At 73.6% G+C, this 26,003-nt stretch carries 24 protein-coding genes and 1 tRNA gene; 10 read left to right on the top strand and 15 right to left on the bottom strand.

Annotated elements, in window-relative coordinates; translation table 11 throughout:
• Window positions 1-1,124, bottom strand: a 1,124-nt coding sequence (locus tag C3489_RS24960) for a DUF2510 domain-containing protein (RefSeq protein WP_146075348.1), incomplete at its 3' end; no start/stop codon positions are given.
• A 229-nt stretch (window positions 1,125-1,353) separates the two neighbouring features.
• On the opposite strand from C3489_RS24960, the gene C3489_RS24955 reads away from it, so the two are divergent.
• On the top strand, window positions 1,354-1,767 hold the full coding sequence (locus tag C3489_RS24955; RefSeq protein ID WP_103784294.1) for an SsgA family sporulation/cell division regulator: 414 nt from the start codon (window positions 1,354-1,356) through the stop codon (window positions 1,765-1,767).
• A 19-nt stretch (window positions 1,768-1,786) separates the two neighbouring features.
• Here C3489_RS24955 and C3489_RS24950 read toward each other — a convergent pair whose 3' ends face one another.
• Window positions 1,787-3,193 (bottom strand): FAD-binding oxidoreductase, encoded by a 1,407-nt coding sequence (locus C3489_RS24950; RefSeq protein WP_103784293.1) that lies wholly within the window; start codon window positions 3,191-3,193, stop codon window positions 1,787-1,789.
• A 93-nt stretch (window positions 3,194-3,286) separates the two neighbouring features.
• Here C3489_RS24950 and C3489_RS24945 point away from each other — a divergent pair, with 93 nt between their 5' ends.
• Window positions 3,287-4,720 carry a lipopolysaccharide assembly protein LapB gene (locus C3489_RS24945; RefSeq protein ID WP_103784292.1) on the top strand — a complete coding sequence of 478 codons (1,434 nt, stop codon included), beginning with the start codon at window positions 3,287-3,289 and terminating at the stop codon, window positions 4,718-4,720.
• Between the two features lie 99 nt (window positions 4,721-4,819).
• On the opposite strand, the gene hppD is transcribed toward C3489_RS24945, so the two are convergent.
• The gene (gene hppD, locus C3489_RS24940; RefSeq protein ID WP_103784291.1) at window positions 4,820-5,965 is read right to left on the bottom strand and encodes a 4-hydroxyphenylpyruvate dioxygenase; all 1,146 of its coding nucleotides are present in this window, start codon (window positions 5,963-5,965) and stop codon (window positions 4,820-4,822) included.
• A 124-nt stretch (window positions 5,966-6,089) separates the two neighbouring features.
• On the opposite strand from hppD, the gene C3489_RS24935 reads away from it, so the two are divergent.
• The 7 genes from C3489_RS24935 to C3489_RS38790 all read left to right on the top strand — a co-directional run bounded on the left by C3489_RS24935 (window position 6,090) and on the right by C3489_RS38790 (window position 11,162).
• Window positions 6,090-6,572, top strand: coding sequence for an Lrp/AsnC family transcriptional regulator (locus C3489_RS24935; protein WP_103784290.1), 483 nt, complete (start codon window positions 6,090-6,092; stop codon window positions 6,570-6,572).
• 26 nt (window positions 6,573-6,598) lie between these two features.
• Window positions 6,599-7,246, top strand: a complete 648-nt coding sequence (locus tag C3489_RS24930) for an ABC transporter permease (protein WP_103784289.1) — start codon at window positions 6,599-6,601, stop codon at window positions 7,244-7,246.
• Window positions 7,239-8,504 carry a betaine/proline/choline family ABC transporter ATP-binding protein gene (locus C3489_RS24925; protein ID WP_374936777.1) on the top strand — a complete coding sequence of 422 codons (1,266 nt, stop codon included), beginning with the start codon at window positions 7,239-7,241 and terminating at the stop codon, window positions 8,502-8,504. The genes C3489_RS24930 and C3489_RS24925 overlap by 8 nt, the downstream gene beginning before the upstream one ends.
• Window positions 8,501-9,313: an ABC transporter permease gene (locus C3489_RS24920; protein ID WP_103784288.1), complete on the top strand. Its 813-nt coding sequence runs from the start codon at window positions 8,501-8,503 to the stop codon at window positions 9,311-9,313. The genes C3489_RS24925 and C3489_RS24920 overlap by 4 nt, the downstream gene beginning before the upstream one ends.
• An 80-nt stretch (window positions 9,314-9,393) precedes the next feature.
• Window positions 9,394-10,275, top strand: a complete 882-nt coding sequence (locus C3489_RS24915) for a glycine betaine ABC transporter substrate-binding protein (RefSeq protein WP_103784298.1) — start codon at window positions 9,394-9,396, stop codon at window positions 10,273-10,275.
• Window positions 10,276-10,401: 126 nt separating this feature from the next.
• On the top strand, window positions 10,402-10,977 hold the full coding sequence (locus C3489_RS24910) for a transcriptional regulator (protein ID WP_103784287.1): 576 nt from the start codon (window positions 10,402-10,404) through the stop codon (window positions 10,975-10,977).
• An 11-nt stretch (window positions 10,978-10,988) separates the two neighbouring features.
• A complete protein-coding gene (locus C3489_RS38790; RefSeq protein ID WP_181139829.1) occupies window positions 10,989-11,162 on the top strand; it encodes a hypothetical protein in 174 nt (57 codons plus the stop codon).
• On the opposite strand, the gene C3489_RS24905 is transcribed toward C3489_RS38790, so the two are convergent.
• The 6 genes from C3489_RS24905 to C3489_RS24880 form a co-directional block, all read right to left on the bottom strand.
• Window positions 11,159-11,950: a S16 family serine protease gene (locus C3489_RS24905; RefSeq protein WP_103784286.1), complete on the bottom strand. Its 792-nt coding sequence runs from the start codon at window positions 11,948-11,950 to the stop codon at window positions 11,159-11,161. The genes C3489_RS38790 and C3489_RS24905 overlap by 4 nt on opposite strands.
• Window positions 11,951-12,452: 502 nt before the next feature.
• Window positions 12,453-13,094, bottom strand: coding sequence for an IclR family transcriptional regulator (locus C3489_RS24900; RefSeq protein WP_103784285.1), 642 nt, complete (start codon window positions 13,092-13,094; stop codon window positions 12,453-12,455).
• A gap of 309 nt (window positions 13,095-13,403) precedes the next feature.
• On the bottom strand, window positions 13,404-15,206 hold the full coding sequence (locus C3489_RS24895; RefSeq protein ID WP_103784297.1) for a DEAD/DEAH box helicase: 1,803 nt from the start codon (window positions 15,204-15,206) through the stop codon (window positions 13,404-13,406).
• A gap of 117 nt (window positions 15,207-15,323) precedes the next feature.
• Window positions 15,324-15,722, bottom strand: coding sequence for a type II toxin-antitoxin system death-on-curing family toxin (locus C3489_RS24890; protein ID WP_103784284.1), 399 nt, complete (start codon window positions 15,720-15,722; stop codon window positions 15,324-15,326).
• Window positions 15,719-15,919, bottom strand: a complete 201-nt coding sequence (locus C3489_RS24885) for a hypothetical protein (protein WP_103784283.1) — start codon at window positions 15,917-15,919, stop codon at window positions 15,719-15,721. The genes C3489_RS24890 and C3489_RS24885 overlap by 4 nt, the downstream gene beginning before the upstream one ends.
• Before the next feature lie 165 nt (window positions 15,920-16,084).
• Window positions 16,085-17,572 (bottom strand): MFS transporter, encoded by a 1,488-nt coding sequence (locus C3489_RS24880; protein WP_103784282.1) that lies wholly within the window; start codon window positions 17,570-17,572, stop codon window positions 16,085-16,087.
• A 172-nt stretch (window positions 17,573-17,744) separates the two neighbouring features.
• Between C3489_RS24880 and C3489_RS24875 the strand changes: the two genes are divergently transcribed.
• Window positions 17,745-17,816, top strand: a tRNA-Cys gene (locus tag C3489_RS24875).
• Between the two features lie 105 nt (window positions 17,817-17,921).
• Here C3489_RS24875 and C3489_RS24870 read toward each other — a convergent pair.
• The 6 genes from C3489_RS24870 to C3489_RS24845 form a co-directional block, all read right to left on the bottom strand.
• Entirely contained in the window at window positions 17,922-18,425 is a 504-nt protein-coding gene (locus C3489_RS24870) for an SUKH-4 family immunity protein (protein WP_103784281.1), read from the bottom strand.
• Between the two features lie 88 nt (window positions 18,426-18,513).
• On the bottom strand, window positions 18,514-20,820 hold the full coding sequence (locus tag C3489_RS24865; protein WP_103784280.1) for a xanthine dehydrogenase family protein molybdopterin-binding subunit: 2,307 nt from the start codon (window positions 20,818-20,820) through the stop codon (window positions 18,514-18,516).
• Window positions 20,817-22,592, bottom strand: a complete 1,776-nt coding sequence (locus tag C3489_RS24860; RefSeq protein ID WP_103784279.1) for a 2Fe-2S iron-sulfur cluster-binding protein — start codon at window positions 22,590-22,592, stop codon at window positions 20,817-20,819. The genes C3489_RS24865 and C3489_RS24860 overlap by 4 nt, the downstream gene beginning before the upstream one ends.
• Window positions 22,589-23,482, bottom strand: coding sequence for a xanthine dehydrogenase family protein subunit M (locus tag C3489_RS24855; RefSeq protein WP_103784278.1), 894 nt, complete (start codon window positions 23,480-23,482; stop codon window positions 22,589-22,591). The genes C3489_RS24860 and C3489_RS24855 overlap by 4 nt, the downstream gene beginning before the upstream one ends.
• A 307-nt stretch (window positions 23,483-23,789) precedes the next feature.
• Window positions 23,790-25,478 carry a beta-N-acetylhexosaminidase gene (locus tag C3489_RS24850; RefSeq protein ID WP_103784277.1) on the bottom strand — a complete coding sequence of 563 codons (1,689 nt, stop codon included), beginning with the start codon at window positions 25,476-25,478 and terminating at the stop codon, window positions 23,790-23,792.
• A 218-nt stretch (window positions 25,479-25,696) separates the two neighbouring features.
• Window positions 25,697-25,993: a DUF3039 domain-containing protein gene (locus tag C3489_RS24845; RefSeq protein WP_103784276.1), complete on the bottom strand. Its 297-nt coding sequence runs from the start codon at window positions 25,991-25,993 to the stop codon at window positions 25,697-25,699.
• Between the last annotated feature and the right edge of the window lie 10 nt (window positions 25,994-26,003).

The following is a 26,003-nucleotide window of genomic DNA, read 5'->3' as shown; positions in this document are numbered from 1 at the left end:
CCCCGGCCAGCTGGTGCACCTGCTGGGCCCAGGAGGCCTGACCGCCACCGGGGCCGGTGGTGAGGGGCGTGGAGAGGGGGGGCGGAGGCAACGGGCGCCGGCTGCGGTGCGGCGGCCTGGTGCGGGACGCCGGGCGGGGCGGCGGTGGCGGAGGCCGGGGCGCCGGGGGCTGCGGCCTGCGGGCCGGCCTGGGCGCCGGGGGTTGCGGCCTGGGCGCCCGGGGTGGCCGTAGGGGCGGCCTGCTGGGAACCGGGCAGCGGGGCCTGCGGACCCTGCGCACTCGGCGTGGTCTGCGCACCCTGCGGCGCCTGGGGACCCTGCGGCGCGGCACCGCCCGGCGCGGAGGCCGTGCCGGCGCGCGGGGGGACCGCGCGGAACGTCATGGTGCCCTCGTCCGAGTCGCGGCCGCGGCCCGCGCCGGCCCGGCCGCCGGCACCGCCCGCCGGGGCGCCCGGGGTTCCGGCCGCGCCCTTGCCCGCGTCCGCCCCGCCGGTCGGGCGCCGGAAGACGAACGTGCCGTCGGAGGGCACGTCACCGGAGCCCGCGGCGGCACCCGGCGCCGCGTCGGCCGGGCTGTAGGTGCGCCGCTCGGCCGGGACCCGGGGGTCGGTGCCCGGGGCCGCGCCCCACGACACGCGCCGGTCCTGGTCGCCGCCGAAGCCGGACTGCTGGGACCGGTCGGCACCCCACGCGGACGCCGGCTGCGGCCAGCCGCCCTGCGGCGCGGCACCGGAGGCGGAAGGGCCCGGCGCGGAACCGACGGGCCCCTGCACAGGACCACCAGGAGCGCCCTGCCCGGCTCCGCCCGCCACCGGACCCTGCACCGCACCGCCCTGCCCGGCACCCGCCGGCGCCGAACCGCCCTGATCGGCCGCCGGGTTGGCCTCCGGCTGCGGGTCCTCGTCGAAGAAGTGCGGCCCGGTCTCCTCGACCGCGGCCGGCGCGGTCGCCGGGTGGGCGCCCGGCGGGGGCGGGAGCTGTTCGCCGTCCGTCGGTGCGGGGCGGCTGGTGCCCGGGATCCAGGCGGCGCCGTTCCAGTAGCGGACGTATCCGGGGATGGACGGGTCCGGGTAATAGCCTTCGCGGGGCCGGTCGTCGCCGGGGGCCGGGGTTGGGGCGCTCATGTCCGTCGTCCCGTATCTGTCGAGGGGGTCGTATGGCGGCCTCCACATCTATCAGACGAGCGCGAGCGCCACCGCCTCTCCCGCCGGACCCACCCCTTTCCGGGCAACGCCGCACCCGTTCCTTCACCGCCTCGGAAAAAAATTCTCCGAACCCGCGTAATGCTTCCGGCCCGGCCCCCTCTCACCTCCCGCGGGCCCACCGTGGGGCCTACGACCGAGAGGAACGCACGTGACGCACACCGTCGTGGAACGCGAACTGGAGCTGCGGCTGATCCTGTCGCCGGAACGCGGCATCCCCGTACCGGCCCGGCTGGCCTACCGCACCGACGACCCCTACGCCGTGCACATCGCCTTCCACATCAACTCCGAGTGCCCGGTGCACTGGACGTTCGCGCGGGAGCTGCTGGTGGAGGGGGTGTTCCGGCCGTGCGGGCACGGGGACGTGCGGGTGTGGCCGACGAAGGTCGACGGGCGCGGCGTCGTGCTGATGGCGCTCAGCTCGCCGGACGGGGACGCCCTGCTGGAGGCGCCCGCCGCCCAGGTGTCGGCGTGGCTGGAGCGCACGCTGCGGGTGGTGCCGCCGGGGACGGAGGGCGAGCAGCTGGGGATCGACGACGCGCTCGACCAGTTGCTCGCCCAGTGAGGCGTCCGGGAGGAAGCGGTCAGAAGAGCTTCGTGGGGTTGAGGATGCCCAGCGGGTCGAAGACCTGCTTGACGGCCCGCTGCATCTCCACGCCCACGGGGCCGATCTCGCGCGCCAGCCACTCCTTCTTCAGGACGCCCACGCCGTGCTCGCCGGTGATCGTGCCGCCGAGTTGCAGGCCGAGGGCCATGATCTCGTCGAACGACTCGCGAGCGCGCCGGGACTCGTCGGGGTCGGCGGCGTCGAAGCAGACGGTGGGGTGGGTGTTGCCGTCGCCGGCGTGGGCGCAGACCCCGATGGTCAGGTTGTACTTCTCGGCGATGCGCTCGACGCCCTCCAGCATGTCCCCGAGCCGGGAGCGGGGCACGCACACGTCGTCGATCATGGTCGTGCCCTTGACCGCCTCCAGTGCCGTCAGGGACAGCCGGCGGGCCTGGAGCAGCAGTTCCGACTCGGCGGCGTCCTCGGCCGGGACGACCTGGGTGGCGCCGGCGGCCTCGCACAGCGCGCCGACGGCCGCGAGGTCGGCGGCCGGGGCGGGGGTGTCGAAGGCGGCCAGCAGCAGCGCCTCCGTCGTCTCGGGCAGGCCCATGTGGGCGAGGTCGTTGACCGCCTTGACCGTTGTACGGTCCATCAGTTCGAGGAGTGACGGCACGTGTCCGGCCTCCATGATCCGGCACACCGCGTCACAGGCGGCGGCCGCCGAGGCGAACTCCGCGGCCAGCACCAGCTGCGCGGGCGGCTTCGGCTTGAGCGCGAGGACGGCCCGGACGACGATGCCGAGCGAGCCCTCGGAGCCGACGAACAGGCGGGTCAGGTCGTATCCCGCGACCCCCTTGGCGGTACGGCGGCCGGTGGACATCAGGCGGCCGTCGGCGAGGACGACGTCCAGGCCGAGCACGTACTCGGCGGTGACGCCGTACTTCACGCAGCACAGGCCGCCGGAGGCGGTGCCGATGTTCCCGCCGATGGTGCACATCTCCCAACTGGACGGGTCCGGCGGGTAGTACAGGCCGTACTCGTCCACCGCGCGGGAGAGCGTCGCGTTGATCACGCCCGGTTCGACGACGGCGACCCGGTCGACGGGGCTGATCTCCAGGATGCGGTCCATCTTGGTCAGGGACAGCACGATGCAGCCGTCGGTGGCGTTGGCGCCGCCGGACAGGCCGGTGCGGGCGCCCTGCGGGACGACCGGGACGCGCAGTTCGGTGGCGGTGCGCATGACGTGCTGCACCTGCTCGACCGTGCGCGGAAGGACCACCACGGCCGGGGTGCCGGCCGGGCAGAAGCTCGCCATGTCGTTGGCGTAGGAGGCCGTGACGTCGGGGTCCGTGAGGACCGCCTCGGCGGGCAGATACGACAGAAGCCGGTCCAGGAGGTTGCCCGTGTGCTCGTCGCGAGGCGCTTCGATACGGCTCATGATCACAGGTTCGCACCCGGGGGCCATCGGTGTGAACCCCTGTGGACGGCGGCTGCCGTATGCCGTGGGCGGCGGGGGTGCTGGCGCACAGTGAGCGCCATGGACAACCACGGCAGCAGGAACCGGGAGAGGGTCGAGGAAGCCGCGCCCGCGCGTCGCCGGTGGCCGGTCCGGGTGCTGCTCGCCTCGCTCGCGGGCGCGCTCGTGCTCGGCGGGGCGGTGCTGGTGCTGCGGCCCGGCGGGGAGCCCGTGCGACGGCCGCCGCAGCCGGCCGCGGGGGCGCAGGCGCAGGCCGCGGTGCGCGCCGGGGTGCCGGCGGCGCTGCCCGATCTGGACGCGCTGATCGCCGAGCGGGAGGCGTATCTGCGCACCCGTCCCAAGGACGCGGCGGCGTGGGCGGTGCTGGGCACCGCCTATGTGGAGCAGGGCCGCCGCACGGCGGACGCGGCGGGCGCGTTCCCGAAGGCGGAGCGGGCGCTGCGCACCTCGCTCACCGTGCGGGAGCGGGGCAACGCCGAGGCGCTGGAGGGGCTCGCGGTGCTGGCGAACGCGCGGCGGGACTTCCGGGCGGCGCGCGGCTACGCCGAGGAGGCGCTGAAGGCCCAGCCGAAGCGGTGGACGGCGTACGGGCCGCTGATCGACGCGTGCACCGGGGTCGGCGACTACAAGGCGGCAGGGCGGGCCCTGGACCGGCTGACGGCGTTGCACTCCGGTCCGGCGGTGCGGGCGCGGGCCGCGGGGGTGTTCCGGGACCGCGGCTGGCGGGAGGACGCGGCGGCGGCGCTGGCGGACGCGGCGGCGGCCGCGCGGAACCCGTCCGAGCAGGCGGCGTATCTGGAGCGGGCGGGGCAGCTGGCGTTCGAGCGCGGGGAGCCGGAGGTGGCGCTGCGGCACTTCAGCGAGGCGGTGCGGCTGGACCCGGACCAGCGGGCGGGCCAGGCCGGGCAGGGGCGGGCGCTGGCGGCGCTTGGGCGCACCTCGGAGGCGCTGAGCGCGTACCGGGTGGCGCTGGAGCGGCAGCCGCTGCCGGCCTACGCGCTGGAGCTGGGCGAGTTGTACGACTCGCTGGGGCTCGCCCAGCCGGCCCGGGTGCAGTACGACCTGCTGCGTGAGCGGGTCCGGCTGGAGGAGTCGGGCGGGGTGGACGACGCGCTGGTGCTCGGCCGGCTGGAGGCCGACCACGGGGACGCCGTGGAGGCGGTGCGGCTGCTGCGCGCCGAGTGGCAGCGCCAGCCCGGCATCGAGGTGGCCGACGCGCTGGGCTGGGCGCTGCACCGGGCGGGCCAGGACCGGGAGGCGCTGAGGTTCGCGGTGGCCGCCACGGACCGGGAGCACGGCGGTACGGTGCGCAGCGCGCCGTACGCCTTCCACCGGGGCATGATCGAGAAGTCCCTGGGCCAGACGGGCCCGGCCCGCCGCCACCTCCAGGAGGCCCTGCGGATCAACCCGTACTTCTCCCCCCTGGACGCGCAGGAGGCCCGAAGCGCCCTGGCCGCACTGGGCGAACCCCCACAGACCAAGATCCCGAGTTGAGACCCCGCGCCCCAAAGGGGCGCGGGGAACCGCGCGACCAGCCACAACGGCGCCGCGGACAAAGACGAACGAACCGTTGACCTGGCCGGCGAGCGGAGCTCAGAGGTTGCCGCGCCGCTCCTGCTCGCGCTCGATCGCCTCGAACAGCGCCTTGAAGTTGCCCTTGCCGAAGCCCATGGAGCCGTGCCGCTCGATGATCTCGAAGAAGACGGTCGGCTTGTCCTGGACCGGCTTGGTGAAGATCTGCAGCAGATAGCCGTCCTCGTCACGGTCGGCGAGGATCTTCAGCTCGCGCAGGGTGTCGATCGGCACCCGGGTCTCGCCGACCCACTCCCCCAGCGTGTCGTAGTAGGAGTCGGGGGTGTCGAGGAACTCCACGCCGGCCGCGCGCATGGTGCGCACGGTCTGCACGATGTCGCCGGTGTTCAGGGCGATGTGCTGGACGCCGGCACCGCCGTAGAACTCCAGGTACTCGTCGATCTGGGACTTCTTCTTGGCGATGGCGGGCTCGTTGATCGGGAACTTGACCTTGAGCGTGCCGTCGGCGACGACCTTCGACATCAGCGCCGAGTACTCGGTGGCGATGTCGTCGCCCACGAACTCCTTCATGTTCGTGAAGCCCATGACCTTGTTGTAGAAGCCGACCCACTCGTTCATCTTGCCGAGCTCGACGTTGCCCACGCAGTGGTCGATGGCCTGGAAGGTGCGCTGGGCGGGCGGCTCGACGATCGGCTTGGCGGCGACGTAGCCCGGCAGGTAGGGGCCGTCGTAGCCGCTGCGGTCGACGAGGGTGTGGCGGGTCTCGCCATAGGTGGCGATGGCGGCGAGGACGACGGTGCCGTGCTCGTCCTTCAGCTCGTACGGCTCGGCGACGCTCTTCGCGCCCTGCTCGACGGCGTAGGCGTACGCGGCGCGCGCGTCCGGCACCTCGATGGCGAGGTCGATGACGCCGTCGCCGTGCTCGGCCACGTGCTGGGCGAGGAAGTGCCCCCAGGCGGTGGCGGGCTTGATCACCGAGGTGAACACGAACCGCGCGGAGCCGTTCTCCAGCACGTACGAAGCGGTCTCGCGGCTGCCGTTCTCCGGTCCGGAGTAGGCGACCAGCTGCATGCCGAAGGCGGTGGAGTAGTAGTGCGCGGCCTGCTTGGCGTTGCCCACGGCGAAGACGACCGCGTCCATTCCCTTGACCGGGAAGGGGTCGGCCTGCCGGGCGGTGTCGGGAGTGTGGTGTGTGGTCTGCGTCATAGCCGAAGCCTGGCCCCGCTCTGCAAGGTGCGCAATAGTTTGCGTGTTCACTGGGCAATCTGCTCAGCGATACGGCCGTACCTACGGCCTTTCTGTACAGGATGCCCACCCCTGGGAGGCTGCTGTGGCGATCGATCACCTGGACGGCCGGATCATCGTGCTGCTCGCGCAGGAACCGCGCATCGGGGTGCTGGAGATGTCCCGGCGGCTCGGTGTGGCACGCGGGACGGTGCAGGCCCGGCTGGACCGGCTTCAGTCGAACGGAGTCATCCGCGGATTCGGCCCCGAGGTGGACCCGGCGGCCCTCGGCTACCCGGTCACCGCGTTCGCCACGCTGCAGATCCGGCAGGGCCAAGGGGCCGATGTACGCGCCCACTTGGCGACCGTGCCGGAGGTGCTGGAGCTGCACACCACGACCGGCACCGGGGACATGATGTGCCGGCTGGTGGCCCGCTCCAACGCCGATCTCCAGCGGGTGATCGACCGGGTCGTCGGTTTTGATGGCATCGTCCGGGCCTCCACCGCGATCGTCATGGAGAACCCCGTGCCGCTGCGGATCATCCCGCTGGTGCAGCAGGCGGCGGAGGACCGGGAGCGTTCCGTGTAGCCGTCAGTGGGGCGAGGTGAGGCCGGGTGAACTTCTGGGAGTACCTCGGCACGCGCCACCAGCAGCTGCTCACCGACGCCTGGCAACACGCCAGCGTGGTCTTCCAGTGCATGGTCCTGGCGACCGCGCTGGGCGTGCTCATCGGGGTCGCGACCTACCGCAGCGGCTGGGCCGGCAACCTGGCCACGCTCACCACGGCCACCCTCCTCACCATCCCCTCCCTCGCCATGATCGGTCTGCTGATCCCGGTCGTGGGCCTGGGTGTGCCGCCAACGGTGATCTCGCTGACGCTGTACGGACTGCTGCCGGTCGTCCGCAACTGCATCGTGGGCCTGCGCGGTGTCGATCCGGCGCTGGTGGACGCGGCGCGCGGCATCGGCATGTCCGGGCCGATGCGGCTGGTGCGGGTGGAGCTGCCGCTGGCCTGGCCGCCGATCCTGACCGGCATCCGGGTGGCGACCCAGATGCTGATGGGCATCGCGGCCGTCGCCGCCTACGCCTCCGGGCCCGGGCTCGGCAACGAGATCTTCCGCGGGCTGGCCTCGCTGGGCAGCAAGAACGCCCTGAACCAGGTGCTCGCGGGCACGCTCGGGATCATCGTGCTCGCCCTGCTGTTCGACGCCGCGTACGTCCTGATCGGACGGCTGACCATCCCCAGGGGGATCCGTGCCTGACGTGCCTGACGTGTCCCGCGCCTCGGGGGCTTCCGTCGCGGGGGCGGCCATCGAGCTGGAGAACCTCACCAAGCGCTACCCGGGCAGTGCCGCACCGGCCGTCGACAACGTCAGCATGGAGATCAAGGCCGGCGAGACCGTGATCTTCGTCGGCCCCTCGGGCTGCGGCAAGTCGACGACCCTGAAGATGATCAACCGGCTGATCGAGCCGACCGGCGGGCGCATCCGCATCAACGGCGAGGACGTCACCGACATGGACCCGGTGAAGCTGCGCCGCAAGGTCGGCTACGCCATCCAGTCGGCGGGCCTGTTCCCGCACATGACCGTCGCCCAGAACATCGCGCTGGTGCCGAGGATGGTCGGCTGGTCCAGGTCCCGGATCCGCTCCCGGGTGGAGGAGCTGCTGGACCTGGTCGGGCTGGACCCCGGCGAGTTCCACGGCCGCTATCCGCGCCAGCTGTCCGGCGGGCAGCAGCAGCGCGTCGGCGTGGCCCGCGCGCTGGCCGCCGATCCGCCGGTGCTGCTGATGGACGAGCCGTTCGGCGCGGTCGACCCGATCACCCGCGACCACCTCCAGGACGAGCTGATCCGGCTCCAGCACGAGCTGCACAAGACGATCGTCTTCGTCACCCACGACTTCGACGAGGCCATCAAGCTCGGCGACCGCATCGCGGTGCTGCGCGAGCGCTCGCACATCGCCCAGTTCGACACCCCGGAGGCGATCCTGACCAACCCCGCCGACGACTTCGTCTCCGGGTTCGTCGGCGCCGGGGCGGCCCTGAAGCGGCTGAACCTGACCCGCGTACGCGATGTGGAGATCACCGACTATCCGACGGTCACCGTGGACACCCCGCTGCAGCAGATCTTCGGCCTGCTGCGCTCCAGCGGCACCAACGAGATCCTGCTGCTCGACAAGCGCCGCCGCCCCTACAAGTGGCTGCGGCGCGGCGACCTGATGCGGGCCAAGGGCTCGCTGGCGCGGGCGGGGACGCTGGTCAGCGACACGGTGACCCGGGACGCGACCCTGCGCGACGCGCTGGAGGCGGTGCTCACCGACAGCGCCGGGCGGGTCGCGGTGACCGGGCGGTACGGCGCCTACACGGGGGTCGTCGACATGGAGACGCTGATGAACTCCGTGCACGAGCTGCTGGAGGCCGACCGTCTTGAGGCCATCGAGCACCAGCACGAGCTGGAGGTGGCCCGGTCGGCGCAGACGCACGCGGAACAGGAGGGCGAGCCAGGGGGGAAGAAGGCATGAGCGACCTCGGCAGCGGTGCGGACCGGCTCGACGAGGAGGAGGCGCCGGCGCCGCCCCGGCCCGCCCCGCACCGGCGGGTGACCTGGCAGAAGCTCACCTTCCTGCCCGCGTTCCTGGTCGCCGTGCTGCTGGCGACCTGGCTGTGGTTCGAGCAGGCCGACCTGGACCGGATCTCCACCAACGCCCTGTCCGGCGGCCAGGTCTCCAAGGCGCTGTGGCAGCACGTGCAGCTGACGGTGATCTCCACCTTCTTCGTGCTGATCATCGCGATCCCGCTGGGCATCCTGCTGACCCGCCCGGCCTTCCGCCGGGCCACGCCGGTGGCGATGACGTTCGCCAACATGGGGCAGGCCACCCCGGCGATCGGTCTGCTGGCGCTGCTGGTGATCTGGCTGGGCATCGGCCGCCGGTCCGCCCTGATCGGCATGATCGCCTACGCCATCCTGCCGGTGCTGTCCAACACGATCGCGGGCCTGAGAGCCAACGACCCGATGCTGCTGGAGGCCGCCCGGGGCATCGGGATGTCCCCGCTCGGGGTGCTGCTGCGGGTGGAGCTGCCGCTGGGGGTGCCGCTGATCCTGGCCGGGGTGCGCACGGCGCTCGTGCTGAACGTCGGCACGGCTACGCTGGCCGTGTTCGGTGGGGGCGGTGGCCTGGGCACCCTCATCACGACCGGGATCACCACCCAGCGGATGCCGGTGCTGATCCTGGGCTCGATCCTCACCGTCTCCCTCGCCCTGCTGGTGGACTGGCTGGCCTCGCTCGCCGAGCTGCTGCTCAAACCGCGGGGGCTGGAGGTGGGCACGTGACACGACGCCTCCGCGCCCGCGCATGGCCGGTCTGCGTGCTGCTCGCCGCGGTCGGCTGCGGGCTGACCAGCGGCTCCCCGATGAGCGACGACGTCAAACCCGGCCTGATCGGCCAGGGCGAGCCGCTCAAGGGGGCGGATCTGACGGTCACGTCGAAGTCGTTCACGGAGAGCCTGATCCACGGCGCGATGATGGGCATCGCCTTCCAGGCGGCCGGCGCGCACGTCGTGGACCGCACCGGCATCCAGGGCTCCATCGGCGGCCGGGAGGCGGTGAAGAACGGCGACGCGGACGCCATGTACGAGTACACGGGCACCGCGTGGATCACCTACCAGGGCCACAGCACGCCCATCCCCGATCCGCGGCAGCAGTGGCAGGCGGTGAAGGACGCCGACGTGAAGGAGGGGCTGACCTGGCTGCCCCCGTCCCGGCTGAACAACACCTACGCGCTGGCGATGAACCAGGACGCGCACAAGAAGTACGGCACGCGGACCCTGTCGGACGTGGCGGCGCTGGCGAAGAAGGACCCGGGGGCGGTGACGCTGTGCGTGGAGGGCGAGTTCGCCAACCGGGCGGACGGGCTGCCGGGGATGGAGAAGAAGTACGGGATGGACATCCCGGCGAAGAACGTCACGCAGATGGACACCGGGATCATCTACACCCAGACGGCGAAGGGCAGTTGCACCTACGGCGAGGTGTTCACCACCGACGGGCGGATCCGGTCCATGAACCTGGTGGTGATGGACGACGACAAGAAGTTCTTCCCCAACTACAACGCCGCCCCCGAGATCAACACCGGCACCTTCAAGAAGTGGCCGGCCATCGCCCAGGTCCTGGCCCCGCTGACGGAACGCCTCGACAACAAGGTGGCCCAGCAGCTGAACGCGAAGGTGGACGTGGACGGGGAGGACCCGCATCAGGTGGCGCTGGACTGGATGAAGAAGGAGGGGCTGGTGAAGTAGGGGGCGGTTGCGGCGGGTTGTGCGGGGCGGGTCGGGCCGGGATGAGTTGAGCCGGGGCGAGTTGAGCCGGGGCGAGTTACAAAGAAGCCGTTGCAAAGAGGTCTTTGCAACGCTACCTTTGTACGCATGCCCGAGCCTGAACACCGCAACGTCCGTACGCTCGACGCCCGTTCACTGCGCGGGCTCGCCCATCCCCTGCGCATGCAGCTGCTCCGCGCGCTGCGCCTGCACGGCCCGGCCACCGCCTCCCAGCTCGCCGGGCGGCTGGGCGAGTCCAGCGGGGCCACCAGCTACCACCTGCGGCAGCTCGCCGCGCACGGGTTCGTGGAGGACGCCCCCGAGCACGGCAAGGGACGGGAGCGCTGGTGGCGGGCCGTCGCCGAGGGAGTCAGCTTCGACGAGAACCTGCTCCACTCGACCGACCCGGACACCCGGGGAGCGGCGGACACCTATCTGCACGAGATCGGCGCCACGCACGCCCGGGAAGTGTCCACCTGGGTGGCCACCCGGGAGGACTGGCTGCCGGCCTGGTCGCACGCCACTGACATGAGCGACTTCACGCTCCGGCTGGGCCCCGCTCGCGCGGCCGAACTCATCGCGAAGATGCACGAGTTGATCGAGGGCTACCGGGACCAGGACGAGTCCCCCGACGCCGAGCACGTCCGCGTCCACACGCACGTCTTCCCGTTCATCACGGACTGAGAGAGGCTCCGATGCTCGATCCGCACACGCACCTCGTCCTGCACCGCCAGCGCATCTCGCAGGCGGAGGCGCACCGCCACATCGCGCCCGAGCCCTCGCCGCAGCCCCGGCGGGAACTGCGCGCCCGCCTCGGCTGGACCCTCGTGGAGGTGGGCCTGCGTCTGGCCACGCCCGGCCCCGCCTAGCAGCTGGGGACGGAGCCCTTGCCCTTCTCCAGGGCGACCAGGGCGTCCACCGCGCTCTTGAGCGTGGTGACCGGGATCAGCCGCAGCCCCTTGGGCAGCTCGCCCTTGGCGTCGGAGCACTCCGCCCTCGGTACGAGGAAGACGGTCGCCCCGTCCCGGCGGGCGGCCTGGGTCTTCAGCCCCACACCGCCCACCGCGCCGACCTTGCCGTCGGCGTCGATGGTGCCGGTGCCGGCGATGGTGCGGCCGCCGGTGAGGTCGCCGCCGCTGCCGTCGCCGTCGAGCTTGTCGATGATGCCGAGGGTGAACAGCAGCCCGGCGCTGGGGCCGCCGATGTCCGCCAGCTTCAGATCGACCTTGACCTTCTTGTCGCTGAGGTGGAGATAGCCGAGCGCGGCCTTGGTCGCCGCGTCCTGCGACTCCTCCATCTGCGCGAGGTTGTGCCGCTCGACCTCCTTGACGCTCTCCCCGCTCGGGTAGACCGCGTCGCGCGGCATGATCGCCCGGTCGGTGGCGAACCAGCCGTCGACGACGTCACCGAGCGAGACGCTGGCGTCGGGGCCGGTCGCCACGATGGTCGTCATCCGCAGCTGACCGCTGGTCTTCCGGGTCGGCGCCCCGGTGATCGTGATGACCGGCGTGCCCTTGTGGTCACCGAGGACGTTCGCCGTGTCGCCCGGCTGCGCCACCGAGAACGGCAACGGCGCGAACGCCGCCGTGGCGAGCAGGGCCACGACGGGCAGCGCGCAGACGGCGAGGGCCTGGGGGCGTGTGAGGCGAGAGAACACAAAGCCAATCTAACGCCCCCCGGACACCCGGCTGCCGCCCGGCCACCGGCCCACCGGACCCCGGACCCCGGACCCCGGGCCTCGGGCTCCGGGCTCCCGGACCTCCGGGCCCCGGGCTCCTGGCTCCTGACTCCTGGGGAACTTCGTCCCGCGCCCCCAGCTCTCGGCCGCCGGGCTTCCGGCGCCCGGCTCCCAAGCTCCGGGGGCCTCCAGGCCCCGGGTTTCCCGGTTAGCAGTCCCGGTGCCCGGGGAAGCCCGTCCCGCGCCCCCGGCCCCCGGCCCGCGGGCTCTCGGCCCCGGGCTTCCCGGCCGCCGGGCTGCCGGCGCCCAGGCTTCGGGGCCTCCGGGCCCCGGGCTCCCGGTTCGCGGCTCCCGGGCCCGGCACCCCGGCACCCCGGCACCCCGGCACCCCGGCACCCCGGCACCCCGGCACCCCGGCACCCCGGCACCCCGGCACCCCGGGGAACGCCGTCCCGCGTCCCCGGTCACGTCCGTGCCCCGGTCACCTCAGGGCCTCGGCCACCTCCCGTGCCGCGTCCACCACTCGGGGGCCGACCCGTTCGGGTACGGCGTCGGCGAGCATGACCACGCCCACGCTGCCCTCCACGCCGGTCACCCCGACCAGCGGCGCCGCCGCCCCGCTCGCGCCCGCCTCCAGCTCCCCGTGGGTGAGCGTGTACCCGGGCTCGCCCAGCGGGTTCTGCCGGGCCGAGAGGATCGCGCGGCCGGCGGCCCCCCGGTCCAGCGGATGGCGGAACCCGGCCCGGTACGCCACGTGGTAGTCCGTCCACGACGGCTCCACGACCGCGACGGCCAACGCCTCCGTTCCGTCCACCAGCGTCAGATGCGCGGTCGCGCCTATGTCCTCCGCCAGCGAACGCAGCGCCGGCAGTGCCGCCTCCCGCACCAGCGGGTGCACCTGGCGGCCCAGGCGCAGGACGCCCAGGCCCACCCTCGCGCGGCCGCCCAGGTCCCGTCGTACGAGGGCGTGCTGTTCCAGCGTGGCGAGCAACCGGTACACAACGGTCCGGTTCACACCCAGTTTGTGGGAAAGCTCGGTGACGGTCAGCCCATGGTCCGTGTCGGCCAGCAGCTTGAGGACCCGCAGTCCTCGGTCGAGCGTCTGAGAGGTCTCCGCGGTCACGACGCCCACTCCTCCAAGTGGTGAGGTCGGCGGGCCTCCACAGGGACGGATGCGTCACCGAGTCCCGTCGGCGACGCGCAACGAAGGCCGCCGATCGGTGACGGTCCGGGTCGTTCCGGACTCAAGTCGCTTCACGGCTGCGCTCCGCGGCGGCGCTGCCACGGGGCGTGTGCGTAGCGGGACAGTAGCGAAGCAGGTTCGCTCAGCGGAAGGCTCCGTCCAGAATCCGGGCAACGGCCGATACGGACTACCTGTGTTTGTCCCGATACGTTCGGCACGCGCCGACCCTCGAAGACGCCCCGCGGGGCGTCACTTCATCCGCGTCGCCCACTCCTGCACCTTGGCGATCCGCTGCCGCAGCTGCCCCGCCGTCGCCTCGGCGCTGGGCGGGCCGCCGCACACCCGGCGCAGCTCGGTGTGGATGACGCCGTGCGGCTTGCCGCTCTGATGGACGTAGGCGCCGACCATCGTGTTGAGCTGGCGGCGCAGCTCCATCAGCTCCTTGTGCGTGACCACCGGCCGCCGCTCGGCGGGCATTTCCAGCAGGTCGGCCTCCTCGGCCGGCTTCTTCCTGCTGTGCGCGATCTGCTTGGCCTGCCGCTTCTGCAGCAGCATCTGCACCTGGTCGGGCTCCAGCAGTCCGGGGATGCCGAGGTAGTCCTGCTCCTCCTCGCTGCCGGGGTGGGCCTGCATGCCGAACTCGGCGCCGTTGTACATCACCCGGTCGAAGACGGCGTCGGACTCCAGCGCCTCGAAGGGCAGCATGTCCTGCTCGCCGGTGTCCTCGTCCTGCTGCCGCTCCGCCTCCTGGAGGAGCTTGTCCTCCTCGGCGTAGGGGTCCTCCTCGCCGTCCTTCTTCGGCTTGTCGAGGACGTGGTCGCGCTCGCGCTCCATCTCGTTGGCGAAGGAGAGCAGGTCGGGCACGGTCGGCAGGAACACGGACGCGGTCTCGCCGCGCCGCCGCGACCGTACGAAACGGCCGACGGCCTGCGCGAAGAACAGCGGCGTGGAGATGGTGGTGGCGTACACGCCGACCGCCAGGCGCGGCACGTCGACGCCCTCGGACACCATGCGGACGGCGACCATCCAGCGGTCGTCGCTCGCGCTGAAGTCGTCGATCCGCTTCGAGGCACCGGCGTCGTCGGAAAGTACGAGAGTCGCCTTGTGGCCGGTGATCTCACGGATCAGCTTGGCGTAGGCGCGGGCGGAGTCCTGGTCGGAGGCGATGACGAGGGCACCGGCGTCCGGGATCGCCTTCCTGACCTCGGTGAGGCGCTGGTCGGCGGCGCGCAGCACGGACGGCATCCACTCGCCGCGCGGGTCCAGCGCGGTGCGCCAGGCCTGGCTGATGGCGTCCTTGGTCATCGGCTCGCCGAGGCGGGCCTCGATCTCGTCGCCGGCCTTGGTGCGCCAGCGCATGTTGCCGCTGTAGGAGAGGAAGATGACCGGCCGCACGACGCCGTCGGCGAGCGCGGAGCCGTACCCGTAGGTGTAGTCCGCCGACGACCGCCGGATGCCGTCCGCCCCCTCCTCGTACGTCACGAAGGGGATGGGGTTGGTGTCGGACCGGAACGGCGTACCGGTCAGCGCCAGGCGCCGGGTCGCCGGCTCGAAGGCCTCCAGGCACGCCTCGCCCCAGGACTTGGAGTCACCGGCGTGGTGGATCTCGTCCAGGATGACGAGGGTCTTGCGCTGCTCGGAGCGGTTGCGGTGCAGCATGGGCCGCACACCGACGCCGGCGTAGGTGACGGCGACGCCGTGGTACTCCTTGCCGAGCGGTCCGGCGGAGTACTCCGGGTCCAGCTTGATGCCTATCCGGGCGGCCGCCTCGGCCCACTGCTTCTTCAGGTGCTCGGTGGGGGCGACGACGGTCACCTGCTGCACGACGTGGTGGTGCAGCAGCCAGGACGCCAGCGTCAGGGCGAAGGTCGTCTTGCCTGCGCCGGGGGTGGCGACTGCCAGGAAGTCACGCGGCTGCTCCTGGATGTACTTCTCCATCGCCCCCTGCTGCCAGGCACGCAGCTTGCTGGCGGTGCCCCAGGGGGCGCGGCCGGGGAACGCGGGCGACAGGTGGTGCGAGTGCGCGGAACTGGTGCTGGCGGTGGTAGTCACGGTCTCCGGGATCAAGGTCGGGCGGCTCGGCTACGTATGACAACCGGGCCACCCTACCGGCGCCGACCCGGCGCGGACGCCCGGACGAGGCCGGGTCGCCCACGGGTGGGACTCACGTCACAGCGCCCTCAGCCGTCCCGCGATCGCCCCCACGTCACTCTCCTCGCCCGAGGCCACGTCGATGACCAGGTCATACGCCACGTCCTGGTCGCAGCCCGCGAGATCGACCCCGTTGACGACGAGGAAGGTGGCCGCGGCCAGCCAGGCGGTGCGCTTGTTGCCGTCGACGAGGGGGTGGTTCGCGGCGAGCGCGTGCAGCAGCGCGGCGGCCTGCTCGTACAGGTCGTCGTAGGCCGGGGTGCCGAACATCCGCGCCCGGGGTCGGTGCACCGCGGACGCGAGCAGCCCGGCCTCCCGCGCCTCGGGCGCCCGTCCCCCGAAGGCGACCGCGGCGAGCGCGGTGACCTCGGCGACGGCGAGGTGCCGGGTGCCGGCCGGGCTCGGGTGCGCGGTCATTCGCCCAGCCTCCGCAGCAGCTCGGCGTGGGCCCCGGCGAGCCGCTCGGCGGCGGCCCGCACCCGCGCGGCCTCCTCACCGACGTACCGGCGCACGGCCTCCCGCGCGACCTCCTCCGGCCGCCGCCCGGTCGCGTCCGCGAGATCGTCGAGGGCCTCGCGCAGGGCGGGATCGAGGGCCAAGGTCAGCTCGTCCATGCCGGAAGGCTACGAACGGGGTTCACCCCGGGGCGACAGGATTACGGCACGCCGCCCCTGTCCGGACGACCTGGACACGGCACGCCGCCCCCTCGTGCGAACGACCGGAGACCGACCCGCCACCCCCTCGTCCGGACAACCGGACACGGCACGCCCCCTCCCCCCTCATCGCTCCCGCAGCCGTCTCGTCACCCAGGCGCCCACCAGCGCCACCCCCGCCATCGGCAGGAACACCGCGGCGAAGGCGGCCGGGTGGGTCCCGGCCCCCGCTGCCCGGGTCACCGTATGGCTCACCGTGCCGCCGCCCAGGGAGGCGAAAGCCGCCCCGCCGGCGGCGAGGAGCAGCGCGTTGGACAGGCCGTCGGAGATCTGCAGCGCGGCGGAGTTGGCGCCGGCCTCCTCGGGCGCGGACAGCTGGAGCAGCAGCACGCTGGTGGAGGAGATCACCAGGCCCATCCCGAAGCAGCCGAAGCCCCAGGCGACGGCGACCGTCCACACCGGCACCGCCTCGATCAGTACGCTCGGCGCGGCGGCGATCGCGGCGGCGACCAGCACCATGCCGAGGGTCATCAGCCGCTCCCGGTACGGCTCCACCCGGGGCCGGGACTGCACCCAGGAGCCCAGCGCCCAGGTCGCGCCGCCCGCGGCGAGCGACAACCCGGCGAGGGTCGGGGCGAGCCCGCGCTGGGTGACCAGCATCAGCGGGACGAACGACTCGGCGGCGATGAACGACCCGGCCGCGATGCCGCGCAGCAGCACGACCGACGGCAGCCCGCGGGCGGCACGGTAGGTGCCGCGGGGCAGCAGCCCCAGCACCGAGGGCACGAGCAGCGCGACGCCTGCGGCGCCGGGCAGCAGGGACAGCGGGCGCAGGTCCTGGGCGGCGTACTGGAGCAGCCCGGCGCCGGCGGAGATGCCGAGCGCGAGCCGCAGGCGGCGGCGGTCGGCCGCGCGTCCGGCGCCTTCGCGCCCCGGAGCGTCGGCGCCGCTCTCCACCGGCCCGGACGCCCGCAGCCGTATCTGCGGCAGCGCGAGCGCCAGCGGGACGACGACGAGCACGGGGATGCAGACGAACACCCAGCGCCATCCGAGGTGTTCGGTCACCGCGCCGGCCGCCAGCGGGCCGACGACGGACGGCACCACCCAGCCCGCCGCGAACGCCGCCATGATCGCCGGCCGCAACGGCTCGGGATACGCCCGCCCCACGACCACGTACAGCGCGACGATGACCAGCCCGCCACCGAGCCCCTGAACGGCCCGCCCGGCGATGAACAGCCACATCGCCCCCGCCGTCCCCGACAACAGCAGCCCGGCCCCGAAGGCACCGATCCCGCACGTGAGGGCCCCCAGCGGCCCCCGCCGGTCGGACCACTGCCCGGCCAGCACCATGCCGAACAGACTGGTCGTGAAGTACCCGGAGAACGCGAACGCGTACAGCGACACCCCGTTCAACTCCCGCGCCGCGACCGGCATCGCCGTGCCCACGGCGGTGGCCTCGAAGGCGATCAGGACGATGACGGAGACGATCCCGATGCTCAGGGCCCGGTAGGACCGGCTCAGCACGGTCTCGTGGGAACCCTGCGTCCCCGTGCCCGCCTCGTCGGCGGCCTGGTCGTGTACGACGTCGCTGTCGTGCGGTTCGAGGGCGGTCATGGTCGCCAGGGTAAGGCCCGCAACCGGCTTTGGCCCCTGTCGCACCCTCCCTTCATGAACGCGGTATGGCAGTCGCGTTGCACCACCCCCGTTTCCCTTGAGCCCCACTTCTCCCCGGCCGTACGGTCATCTCACCGAGTTCGGCACGGAGCCCGAAAGCTCCGACCGACCCGGCCGTGTGCCCGAGTGGTTCAGGGACTCGCCTGCAAAGCGAGTTACGCGGGTTCAATTCCCGCCACGGCCTCTGGGTTGATCCGTCGCGGCCTCACGGGCCGCGGCGGGTGCGGGAAGGGGTGGCACGCGGGGCCGTGCCACCCATTTCTGTTGTCCGGGCGGGCGTGCCGCTCCCCTACGGCGCCAGCGCCACCGGCTCGCCCATGTCGCCGAGCGCGCGTGCGCTGCGGTGGTGGGCCAGCCACAGCAGGAACGCCAGGCCGGAGACGTCGGCCTTCAGGGGCTGGGGTGCCGTGCCCGGGCCCGGCCACGACAGGACCGCGCCCGTCGTGCCGTCGAGCGTCAGGCTCGTGCCCTCCGCGGCCTCGCCGAGGCGTACCAGTCGGGACGCGCCCGGCGGCAGGGGGAGGGGCGACCGCAGCTCGTGCACGGCGTACTCCTCCAGCGTGGCCAGCGGGACGTCCAGGTCCAGCCGGAACCACGGGGTTTCCTCCGGCAGGCCGACCTCGCGCAGGAAGCGGCGGGTCGGCTCGTGCGTGAGGGTGCGCGGGAAGTCGATCTCCTCGAAGCGGACGATCCGCCCGGCGCCGAACTCCTCGTCCAGCAGCCGCGGCGGCAGGTCCAGGGCCAGCCCGGACGTCGTGTCGGGCCCCCTTGCGGTGATGGTGTGCGTGCTCATGCTTCCCCCGTGCGCTTCCCCGTACGGGAGAAGCGCTGTGCCTCTCCCGTGGTCAGAACACTACGCCCCACCACTGACAACGGACCCGTCAGTTGTTCACCACCGCAGCCTGCGGGCGGATCGGCAGGCGGTTGACCGGGCGGCCGGTCGCGGCGCGCACCGCCGACGCGATGGCCGCCGGTGAGGCCACCACCGGCACCGCGCTGACCGCCTTCGCGCCGAACGGCGCGACCACGTCCCGCTCCTCGACCAGCTTGACGATCCGGATGTCGGGCGCGTCCAGGGCTGTCGGCAGCGCGTACCCGGTGAGGTCGGGGTGGCGGATCAGGCCGCGCGGGGTGCGCAGGTTCTCCGTCAGCGCGATGCCCACGCCCTGCGTGACGCCCGCCTCGATCCGCGCGGTGAGCTGCGCGGGGTTGAGGACCCGGCCCACGTCCTGGGCGACGGCCAGTTCCACCACGCGCACCGAGCCGAGCTCGATGTCGACGTCCACCACCGCGCGGATCGCGCAGAAGGCGAGGCCGACGAAGGCGTCGCCCTGGCCCGACTCGTCGAGCGGTTCGGTCGGGTGCGGGCGGCACTGGGCCGTGGCCCACAGTTCCTTGCCGTCCATCGCCTCGGTGACGGTGGTCGACAGCACGCCGTCGTACGACGTGATCTTGCCGTCGGTGATCTGCAGCAGTTCGGTGGACATGCCGAACTTGTGGGCCAGCGGCTGCAGGAGCTGGGTGCGGACCATCTTCGCCGCGCGTTCGACCGCGCCGCCCGACACCCACGTGTGGCGGCCCCGGCAGCCCGGGCCCGCCGGGGGCTGGTCGGTGTCGACGGGCGCCACGTGCACCTCGTCGATGCCGAGGGTCTCCTGCACGATCTGCCGGGCCAGCGTGGCGAAGCCCTGTCCGGTCTCCACCGCCGCGCACAGCACGGTCGCCACCCCGTCGTGCACCTTCACGGTCGCCGTCGACACCTCGTCGGCGCCCTCCGCGCCGAGCATGTGCACCACGCCCAGGCCGTAGCCCACGCCGCGCCGCACCGCGCCCGGTTCGCCCGCGCCCTCGGGGCCGCCGGGCAGCAGCCAGTCCTCCTCCGGAGTGTCCTTGGGCAGCTCCGGAAGGGGGAAGTCCCGTACCGCCTGGAGGAGTTCGGCGACGGGCGCCGGGCAGGTGACGGTCTGGCCCGTCGGCAGCACGTCCCCGGTGGCCATGACGTTGCGCAGGCGCAGCTCCGCCGGGTCCAGGCCGAGCTTCTTCGCCAGCTTGTCCATCTGCGCCTCGTAGGCGGCGCACACCTGCATGGCGCCCTCGCCGCGCACATGGCCCGACGGCGGGTTGTTGGTGCGTACGGCCCAGCCCTCGATGAAGGCGTTCGGCACGACGTACGGGCCGCAGGCGAAGGAGACCGCTGCGGCCAGGGCGTCGGAGGACGTGTCGGCGTACGCGCCCGCGTCGAGCAGGATCTGCGCCTCGACCTTCACCAGCTTGCCCTCGGCGTCCGCGTGGTGGCGGTACCGCAGCAGGGTGGGGTGCCGGTGGGTGTGGCCCAGGAAGGACTCTTCGCGCGTCGCCGTCAGCTTCACCGGGCAGCCCGTCCGCAGCGCCAGCAGGCCGAGCGGGAGCTGGAAGCCCTGGTCCTCACGGTCGGCGGTCGCGCCGGGCACGCCGGTGACGACGACCTTCACCCGCTCCGGCTCCAGGCCGAAGCAGGCGGCGAGGGTGTCGCGGTCGGCGTGCGGGTCGGTGGACGCCGTGTACAGCTCCACACCGCCGTCGGGGCGGGGCACGGCGAGGCCGGCCTCGGCGCCGATCGGGGCGGGGTCCTGGCGGCCGATGCGGTACAGGCCCTCGACGACGACCTCGCCGAGCGCCTCCGGGTCGCCGTGGCGCAGCGGGATGTGCCGGATCAGGTTGCCGTCCGGGTGCAGCGGCTCGGCCTCGAAGGCGTGCTCGGGGTCGGTGACCGGGTCGAGCACCTCGTACTCGACGATGACGGCCGCGGCGGCCATCCGGGCGGTGTCCGGGTGGTCGGCGGCGACGGCCGCGATGGGCTCGCCGTGGTGGCGTACGACGTCGGCCGCGAACACCGGGCGGTCGGCGGCGCCCCTGCCGTACACCGGGCTGCCGGGGACGTCCTCGTGGGTGACGACGGCGCGCACGCCGGGCATCTCGTGCGCGTGGCTGGTGTCGATGGACACGATGCGCGCGTGCGGGTGCGGGGAGCGCAGCACGGCCGCCCACAGCAGGCCCTCGGCCCACAGGTCGGCCGCGTACGGGAAGGTCCCCTCGGTCTTGGCGCGGGCGTCGGCGGGCTGCAGGGAGGCGCCCAGGCCGTGCGGGATCTGCTCGGGGGCGGGTGCTGCCTCCGCGGTGGTGGTCGCGGCGGCGGCTTCGTTGCTCACGCCTGGCCTCCGTCCTCTCCCTGTCCGTACGGCTGCTGGTCGTGCCCGTGCGGGCCGCCGGGGTCGCCGAAGGCGGCCGGGTGTCCGCCGGCCTCGAACGCGCTCGGGTGCACTCCCCCGGCGCCCGGGCCCGCCTGGTGCGGGATACGCGGCTCGTCGCCGTCCGTCTCACCGTCGCCCGCGCGCAGTGCCTCACGCTCGGCGACGACCTCCTGGACGGCCCGCAGGACGCCCCGGTAGCCCGAGCAGCGGCACAGGTTGCCGCACAGCGCCTGGCGGGCCTCCAGTTCGGTCGGTGCCGGGTTGCCCTCCAGCAGGTCGTGCACGGTCATCGCCATGCCGGGCACGCAGAAGCCGCACTGGACCGCGCCGCACCGGGCGAGCGCCCGCTGCACGTCGGAGGGCTGCCCGTCCTGGGCGAGGCCCTCGACGGTGCGGACCTCGCTGCCGGCGGCGGTGACCGCGGGCACCAGGCAGGAGGCGACGAGCCGGCCGTCGACCTGCACGTTGCAGGCGCCGCACTCGCCCTGCGAGCAGCCGTCCTTGGCTCCGGCGAGCCCGAGCCGCTCGCGCAGCACGTACAGCAGCGACTCGCCGATCCAGGCGTCGCCGACGGGCCGGTCGGTGCCGTTGACGCGCAGCGTGTAGGAGGCGAGGGGCCGTTCGTCGTGCGGGGCGGACGCCTCGGGCGCGTGCGGGGCGGGGGCGTCCTGGGGCGCGGCGGGCTCCCCGGAGGGGTCCGCCGGGCTCTCGGCCTGCTCCTGCTGCTCCGGCGTCTCCCGCCGCTCCGGCGACACCGCGGGCTCCTGGGGCGCCGCCTCTTCGGCGTACGGCTCCTGCTCGGGTACGGCGGTGGGGGCGCCCTCCGCGGGAAGTTCCTCGTCGTCCGGGGCTTCGGCGGCGGACGCGGACTCGTCGCCCGGCGCCTCGGAGTCGGCGGGTGCCTCGGGAGCGGCGGACGCCTCCGGAGCGCCGGCCGTCTCGGCAGGGGCCGCCGCGGCGGTGTCCGTCACGGGGACGTCCGCGGGGGCGGCGTACTCGCCCCCGTGCCCGGCGAAGTGCCCGGTGTCCGGCGCTTGGGGGTAACCGGCGTCGTGCGCGTGCCCGGTGGCCGCGTCGCCCCCGTGCGCCGGCTGCGCCTGCGGCTGCTCGCCCGGCGTCTCGGCGGCCGGCTGCGGGGTGTCCCAGGGCTGGCCCGGTGCTCCGGTCGCCCAGGGCGCGGGAGCGCCCCCGGGCAGGGTGGCCGGCGGGGTGCCGCCCCACTGCTCGACGAGCGCGGACGTGGTGTACTCGCCGGACTCGTCCGGCAGGTCGCCCCCGGCGACGGGGATGGACCACTGCCCGGTGACGTCGTGCCCGGGGGCGGGCGCGGGCTCCTGCTCGGCGGCCCCGGCGCCGTACGCGCCCGTGTGCTCCTCGAAGTTCCACTGCCCGGTCGCCCCGGGCTGGTAGGTGAACCGGTCGTCCGCGCCCGGCTGCGAGGCCTCGCCCTGCGCCGGCGTGCCCCACTGCGCGCCGTCCACGGGCATGCTCCAGGTGCCCGTGGCGGCGGGGTCGGTGCCGGCGGTCGTGGCGGGGGCCACCGTTATCTGCGGCGGCACGTAGCCGTGGCCGGGCGCGGCGAGCGGGCTGTCGCCGGCCAGCAGCGCGTCGATGCCGCCCTCAGGCAGCTCGACGAAGGCGGTCGCGCCGTCGTCGTAGTCGCCCTGGGGCAGCGGGTCCCAGCGGCCGCCGCCCTGGGGGGTGCCCGGTCCGTGCTGGTCGTCGGTCACGACAACGCCCTCCCCAGTGCTCGTCGGGCCAGCGCGGCGACGGTGCGCCGCAGGTGCAGTACGGCGGGCGGCAGCTGCGCCACGGAGCCGTCCGCCTCCGGGACCGGGTCGGGGATGCAGGCCGCGGCGACGTACTCGCCGAAGGCCTGCAGCGCCTCGGGGACGATGGCGCGGTTGTTGTCCCAGTCGATGAGCTGGGCGACCCAGTGCTCGGCCTCCAGGGGCCGCAGCGGCATGGGCGCTATGGCGCCGACCGCGCAGCGCACGCCCCGGCGCGCGGGGTCGAGGACCAGCGCGACGGAGGCGACGGAGCGCCCGGGGCCGGTGCGGCCGGTCGCCTTCAGGAAGACCTGGGGGGCGTGCAGCAGCGGCACGCGCACGTAGCCGATGAGTTCACCGGCGCGCAGCATGTCCATCCCGGCCAGCAGGTGCGAGACCGGGATCTCCCGGCGCTCCCCGCCCGGGCCCGCGATGATCAGGGTGGCCTCCAGCGCGGCCAATACGGGCAGCGCGTCGCCGGTCGGGGCGGCGGAGGCGATGTTGCCGCCGAGCGTGCCGGCGTTGCGGATGTGCGGCGGGCCGGCGGCGCGGGCGGCGGCGGCCAGCGCCGGGATGAGGGCGGCGAAGTCGGGGCGGCCCATGCGCGCGTGCGTGAGGCCGGCGCCGAGCAGGGCGTGGCCGTCCAGGTACTGCCAGCCGCGGATCTCGCTGATCCGGTTCAGGCCGACCAGTCCGGCGGGCCTGAGCTGCCCGGAGTTGACGGCGGTCATCAGGTCGGTGCCGCCCGCGACCGGCACGGCGGCGGGCATGGCGGTCAGGGCCGCCACGGCCTCGTCCAGCGTCGTGGGCAGCGTGACGGTCTGCGCCGCCTGCGGTGCGTGCGTGGTCAAAACCGGCTGCCCCTTCCCGCTGCCCCACCTGGTCCCACCTGTTGCGCCGTACGGTACGTGCTGACAGGGCGGACGTGGCAACTCTGGCACATCTTCCGTGCAGCCGAGGACGCGGGTCCGGTAGGAGGCGTTCGCCCACCTCACCGGCGAGAACGTCCGTTTTCGTACGGCTTCACCGAAGCGCGCTAATTGGCACTCTTCGGTGACCCTGATGGGATTGTGCCATTACCTGTTCGCGCGGCGCGGGGCCTGTGGAAAACCTCCGTCCGTACCGCCGGGCGACGGCCGTCCGTCCGGCCGGCGGGCGCTACTTGTCCGGCGGCGTGCCCTCGATCGGGCGGCCGAGGACACCGGGCCGCCGCTGCCACGGCCGCGGTCCGGTGGGCGGGCGGTAGGCGACGCCGAGCGCGTCAAGTCGCTGGTAGTGGGCGGCCATACGGCGCTCGAAGCCCGCGAAGTCGCGCTGCGCGGGCGCGGGCAGGGCGCTCCAGGCCACCTCGGCGAACGCGGCCAGGCGCGGGAAGACCTGGTAGTCCACGCGCTGCTGGTCCTCCGTCACCTCCGACCAGAGGTTGGCCTGTGTGCCCAGCACATGCCGGGCCTCGTCCTCGGTGAGCCGCGCCGGCACGGGTTCGAAGCGGTAGGCGTCCTCCAGTGTGCGCACGAAGCCGATGGGCACCGGTTCCTCCTCGCCCGGCGCCTGACGGTGGTCCAGGTACACATACTGCTCGGGGCACATGACGACGTCGTGGCCGGCGCGGGCGGCGGCGATCCCGCCCCCGTAGCCGCGCCAGGACGACACGGCGGCGCCCGGCGCGAGGCCGCCCTCCAGGATCTCGTCCCAGCCGATGAGCCGTCGCCCGCGCTCGGTCAGCCACCGGTCGAAGTGGGCGATGAACCACGCCTGCAGCCCGTCCTCGCCGGCCAGGCCGAGTTCCTTGATGCGGGCCTGCGCGGCGGCCGAGGACCGCCACTGGTCCTTGGGGCACTCGTCGCCGCCCAGGTGGACGAAGGCCGAGGGGAAGAGCTCCAGCACCTCCTCCAGCACCCCTTCGTAGAAGCGCAGGGTGTTGTCGGTGGGGGCGAGTACGTTGGGATTCACCCCCCAGGTGTCCCAGACGGAGAGGGCGGTGGTGTCGATGACGTCGGTGTTGCCGAGTTCCGGGTACGCGGCGATGGCGGCCTGCGAGTGTCCCGGTACGTCGATCTCCGGGACGACGGTGATATGCCGCTCGGCGGCGTAGGCGACGATCTCCCGGATGTCGTCCTGGGTGTAGAAGCCGCCGTGGGGCCGCTCGTCCCACAGCGGTGAGGCGCGGTGGCCGACCTTGGTGCGCGAGCGCCAGGCGCCGGTCTCCGTCAGCTTCGGGTAGCGCCGGATCTCGACGCGCCAGCCCTGGTCGTCGGTCAGATGGAAGTGCAGGACGTTGAGTTTGTGCGCGGCCATCAGGTCGAGGTACCGCAGCACCCCGTCCTTGGGCAGGAAGTGCCGGGCGACGTCGAGCAGCAGGCCGCGCCAGCCGAAGCGGGGAGCGTCCTCGACGGTCACGCCGGGCACCGTCCAGCGCCGGCCGGGCGTGACGGGCGCGCGCCGGAAGGCCTCGGCGCCGAGCAGCTGGCGCAGCGTCTGCGCACCCCAGAAGACACCGGCCGGCCCGCCGCCGTGCACGCTGACGCCGGCCTCGTCGACGGACAGCCGGTAGCCCTCCGGCCCGAGGCTCCCGGTGTCGTCGACGCGCAGCCGGATCGCCCCGCCGTGCGGGCCCGTGCCCGGGGGCAGTGCCAGGCCCGTCGCCGCGCCGAGGATGCCGCGCAGCCAGCGCGCCGTCGCCTCGGTGCCGGGTCCGGCGTCGAGCCCGGTGCGTTCGTCGAGGGCGAAGGCGGCGCCGCGCGTCCGTACGGCCCCCGGCGCCGGAATCAGTTCCGCTGCACTCACGTCCGTCCTCCGCCGCTCCGTCGCGGCCCGCCCCCGCGGCGGGAAACCGGCGCACAACATTCACAGCGGCCGCGGGTAACGCCACCGGCGCTTCACGGCCGCCGCACACAGCGGAAGGCTAGGGACACCGGCAATGCGCCCACAAGAGGTCTGAACCAGTTGCCCTCAGTCGCCGGGCCGCACGCCGCTGCCCGGGGAACCCACAAAGGTCCCCGGCGCGCGCAGCGCACCCGGGGACCTCGCGGACACGGGGGCAGGGGACCCGGCCCTCCGGCGGACTACTTGTTGCCGCCGCCCTTGCCGCCCTTGCCGCCGTCGTCGCCGCCGGCGCCCATGGACTCGTAGATCTCCTTGCACATGGGGCACACGGGGTACTTCTTCGGGTCGCGGCCCGGCACCCAGACCTTGCCGCACAGCGCCACGACGGGCGTCCCGTCGAGGGCGCTCGCCATGATCTTGTCCTTCTGGACGTAGTGGGCGAAGCGCTCGTGGTCACCGTCACCGTGGGACACCTGTGGCGTCGGCTCTACGAGGGTCCCCGTACCAGTCCCGCGCTCGGGCTCAAGAGTGCTCATAAAAGCCAGG

The sequence above is a fragment of the Streptomyces sp. Ru71 genome (assembly GCF_002920535.1).
In the GTDB taxonomy this organism is placed as follows: Bacteria; Actinomycetota; Actinomycetes; order Streptomycetales; family Streptomycetaceae; genus Streptomyces.
Note: the sequence above shows the minus strand (reverse complement) of the source record. Positions and strands in the feature narration are given on the sequence as shown.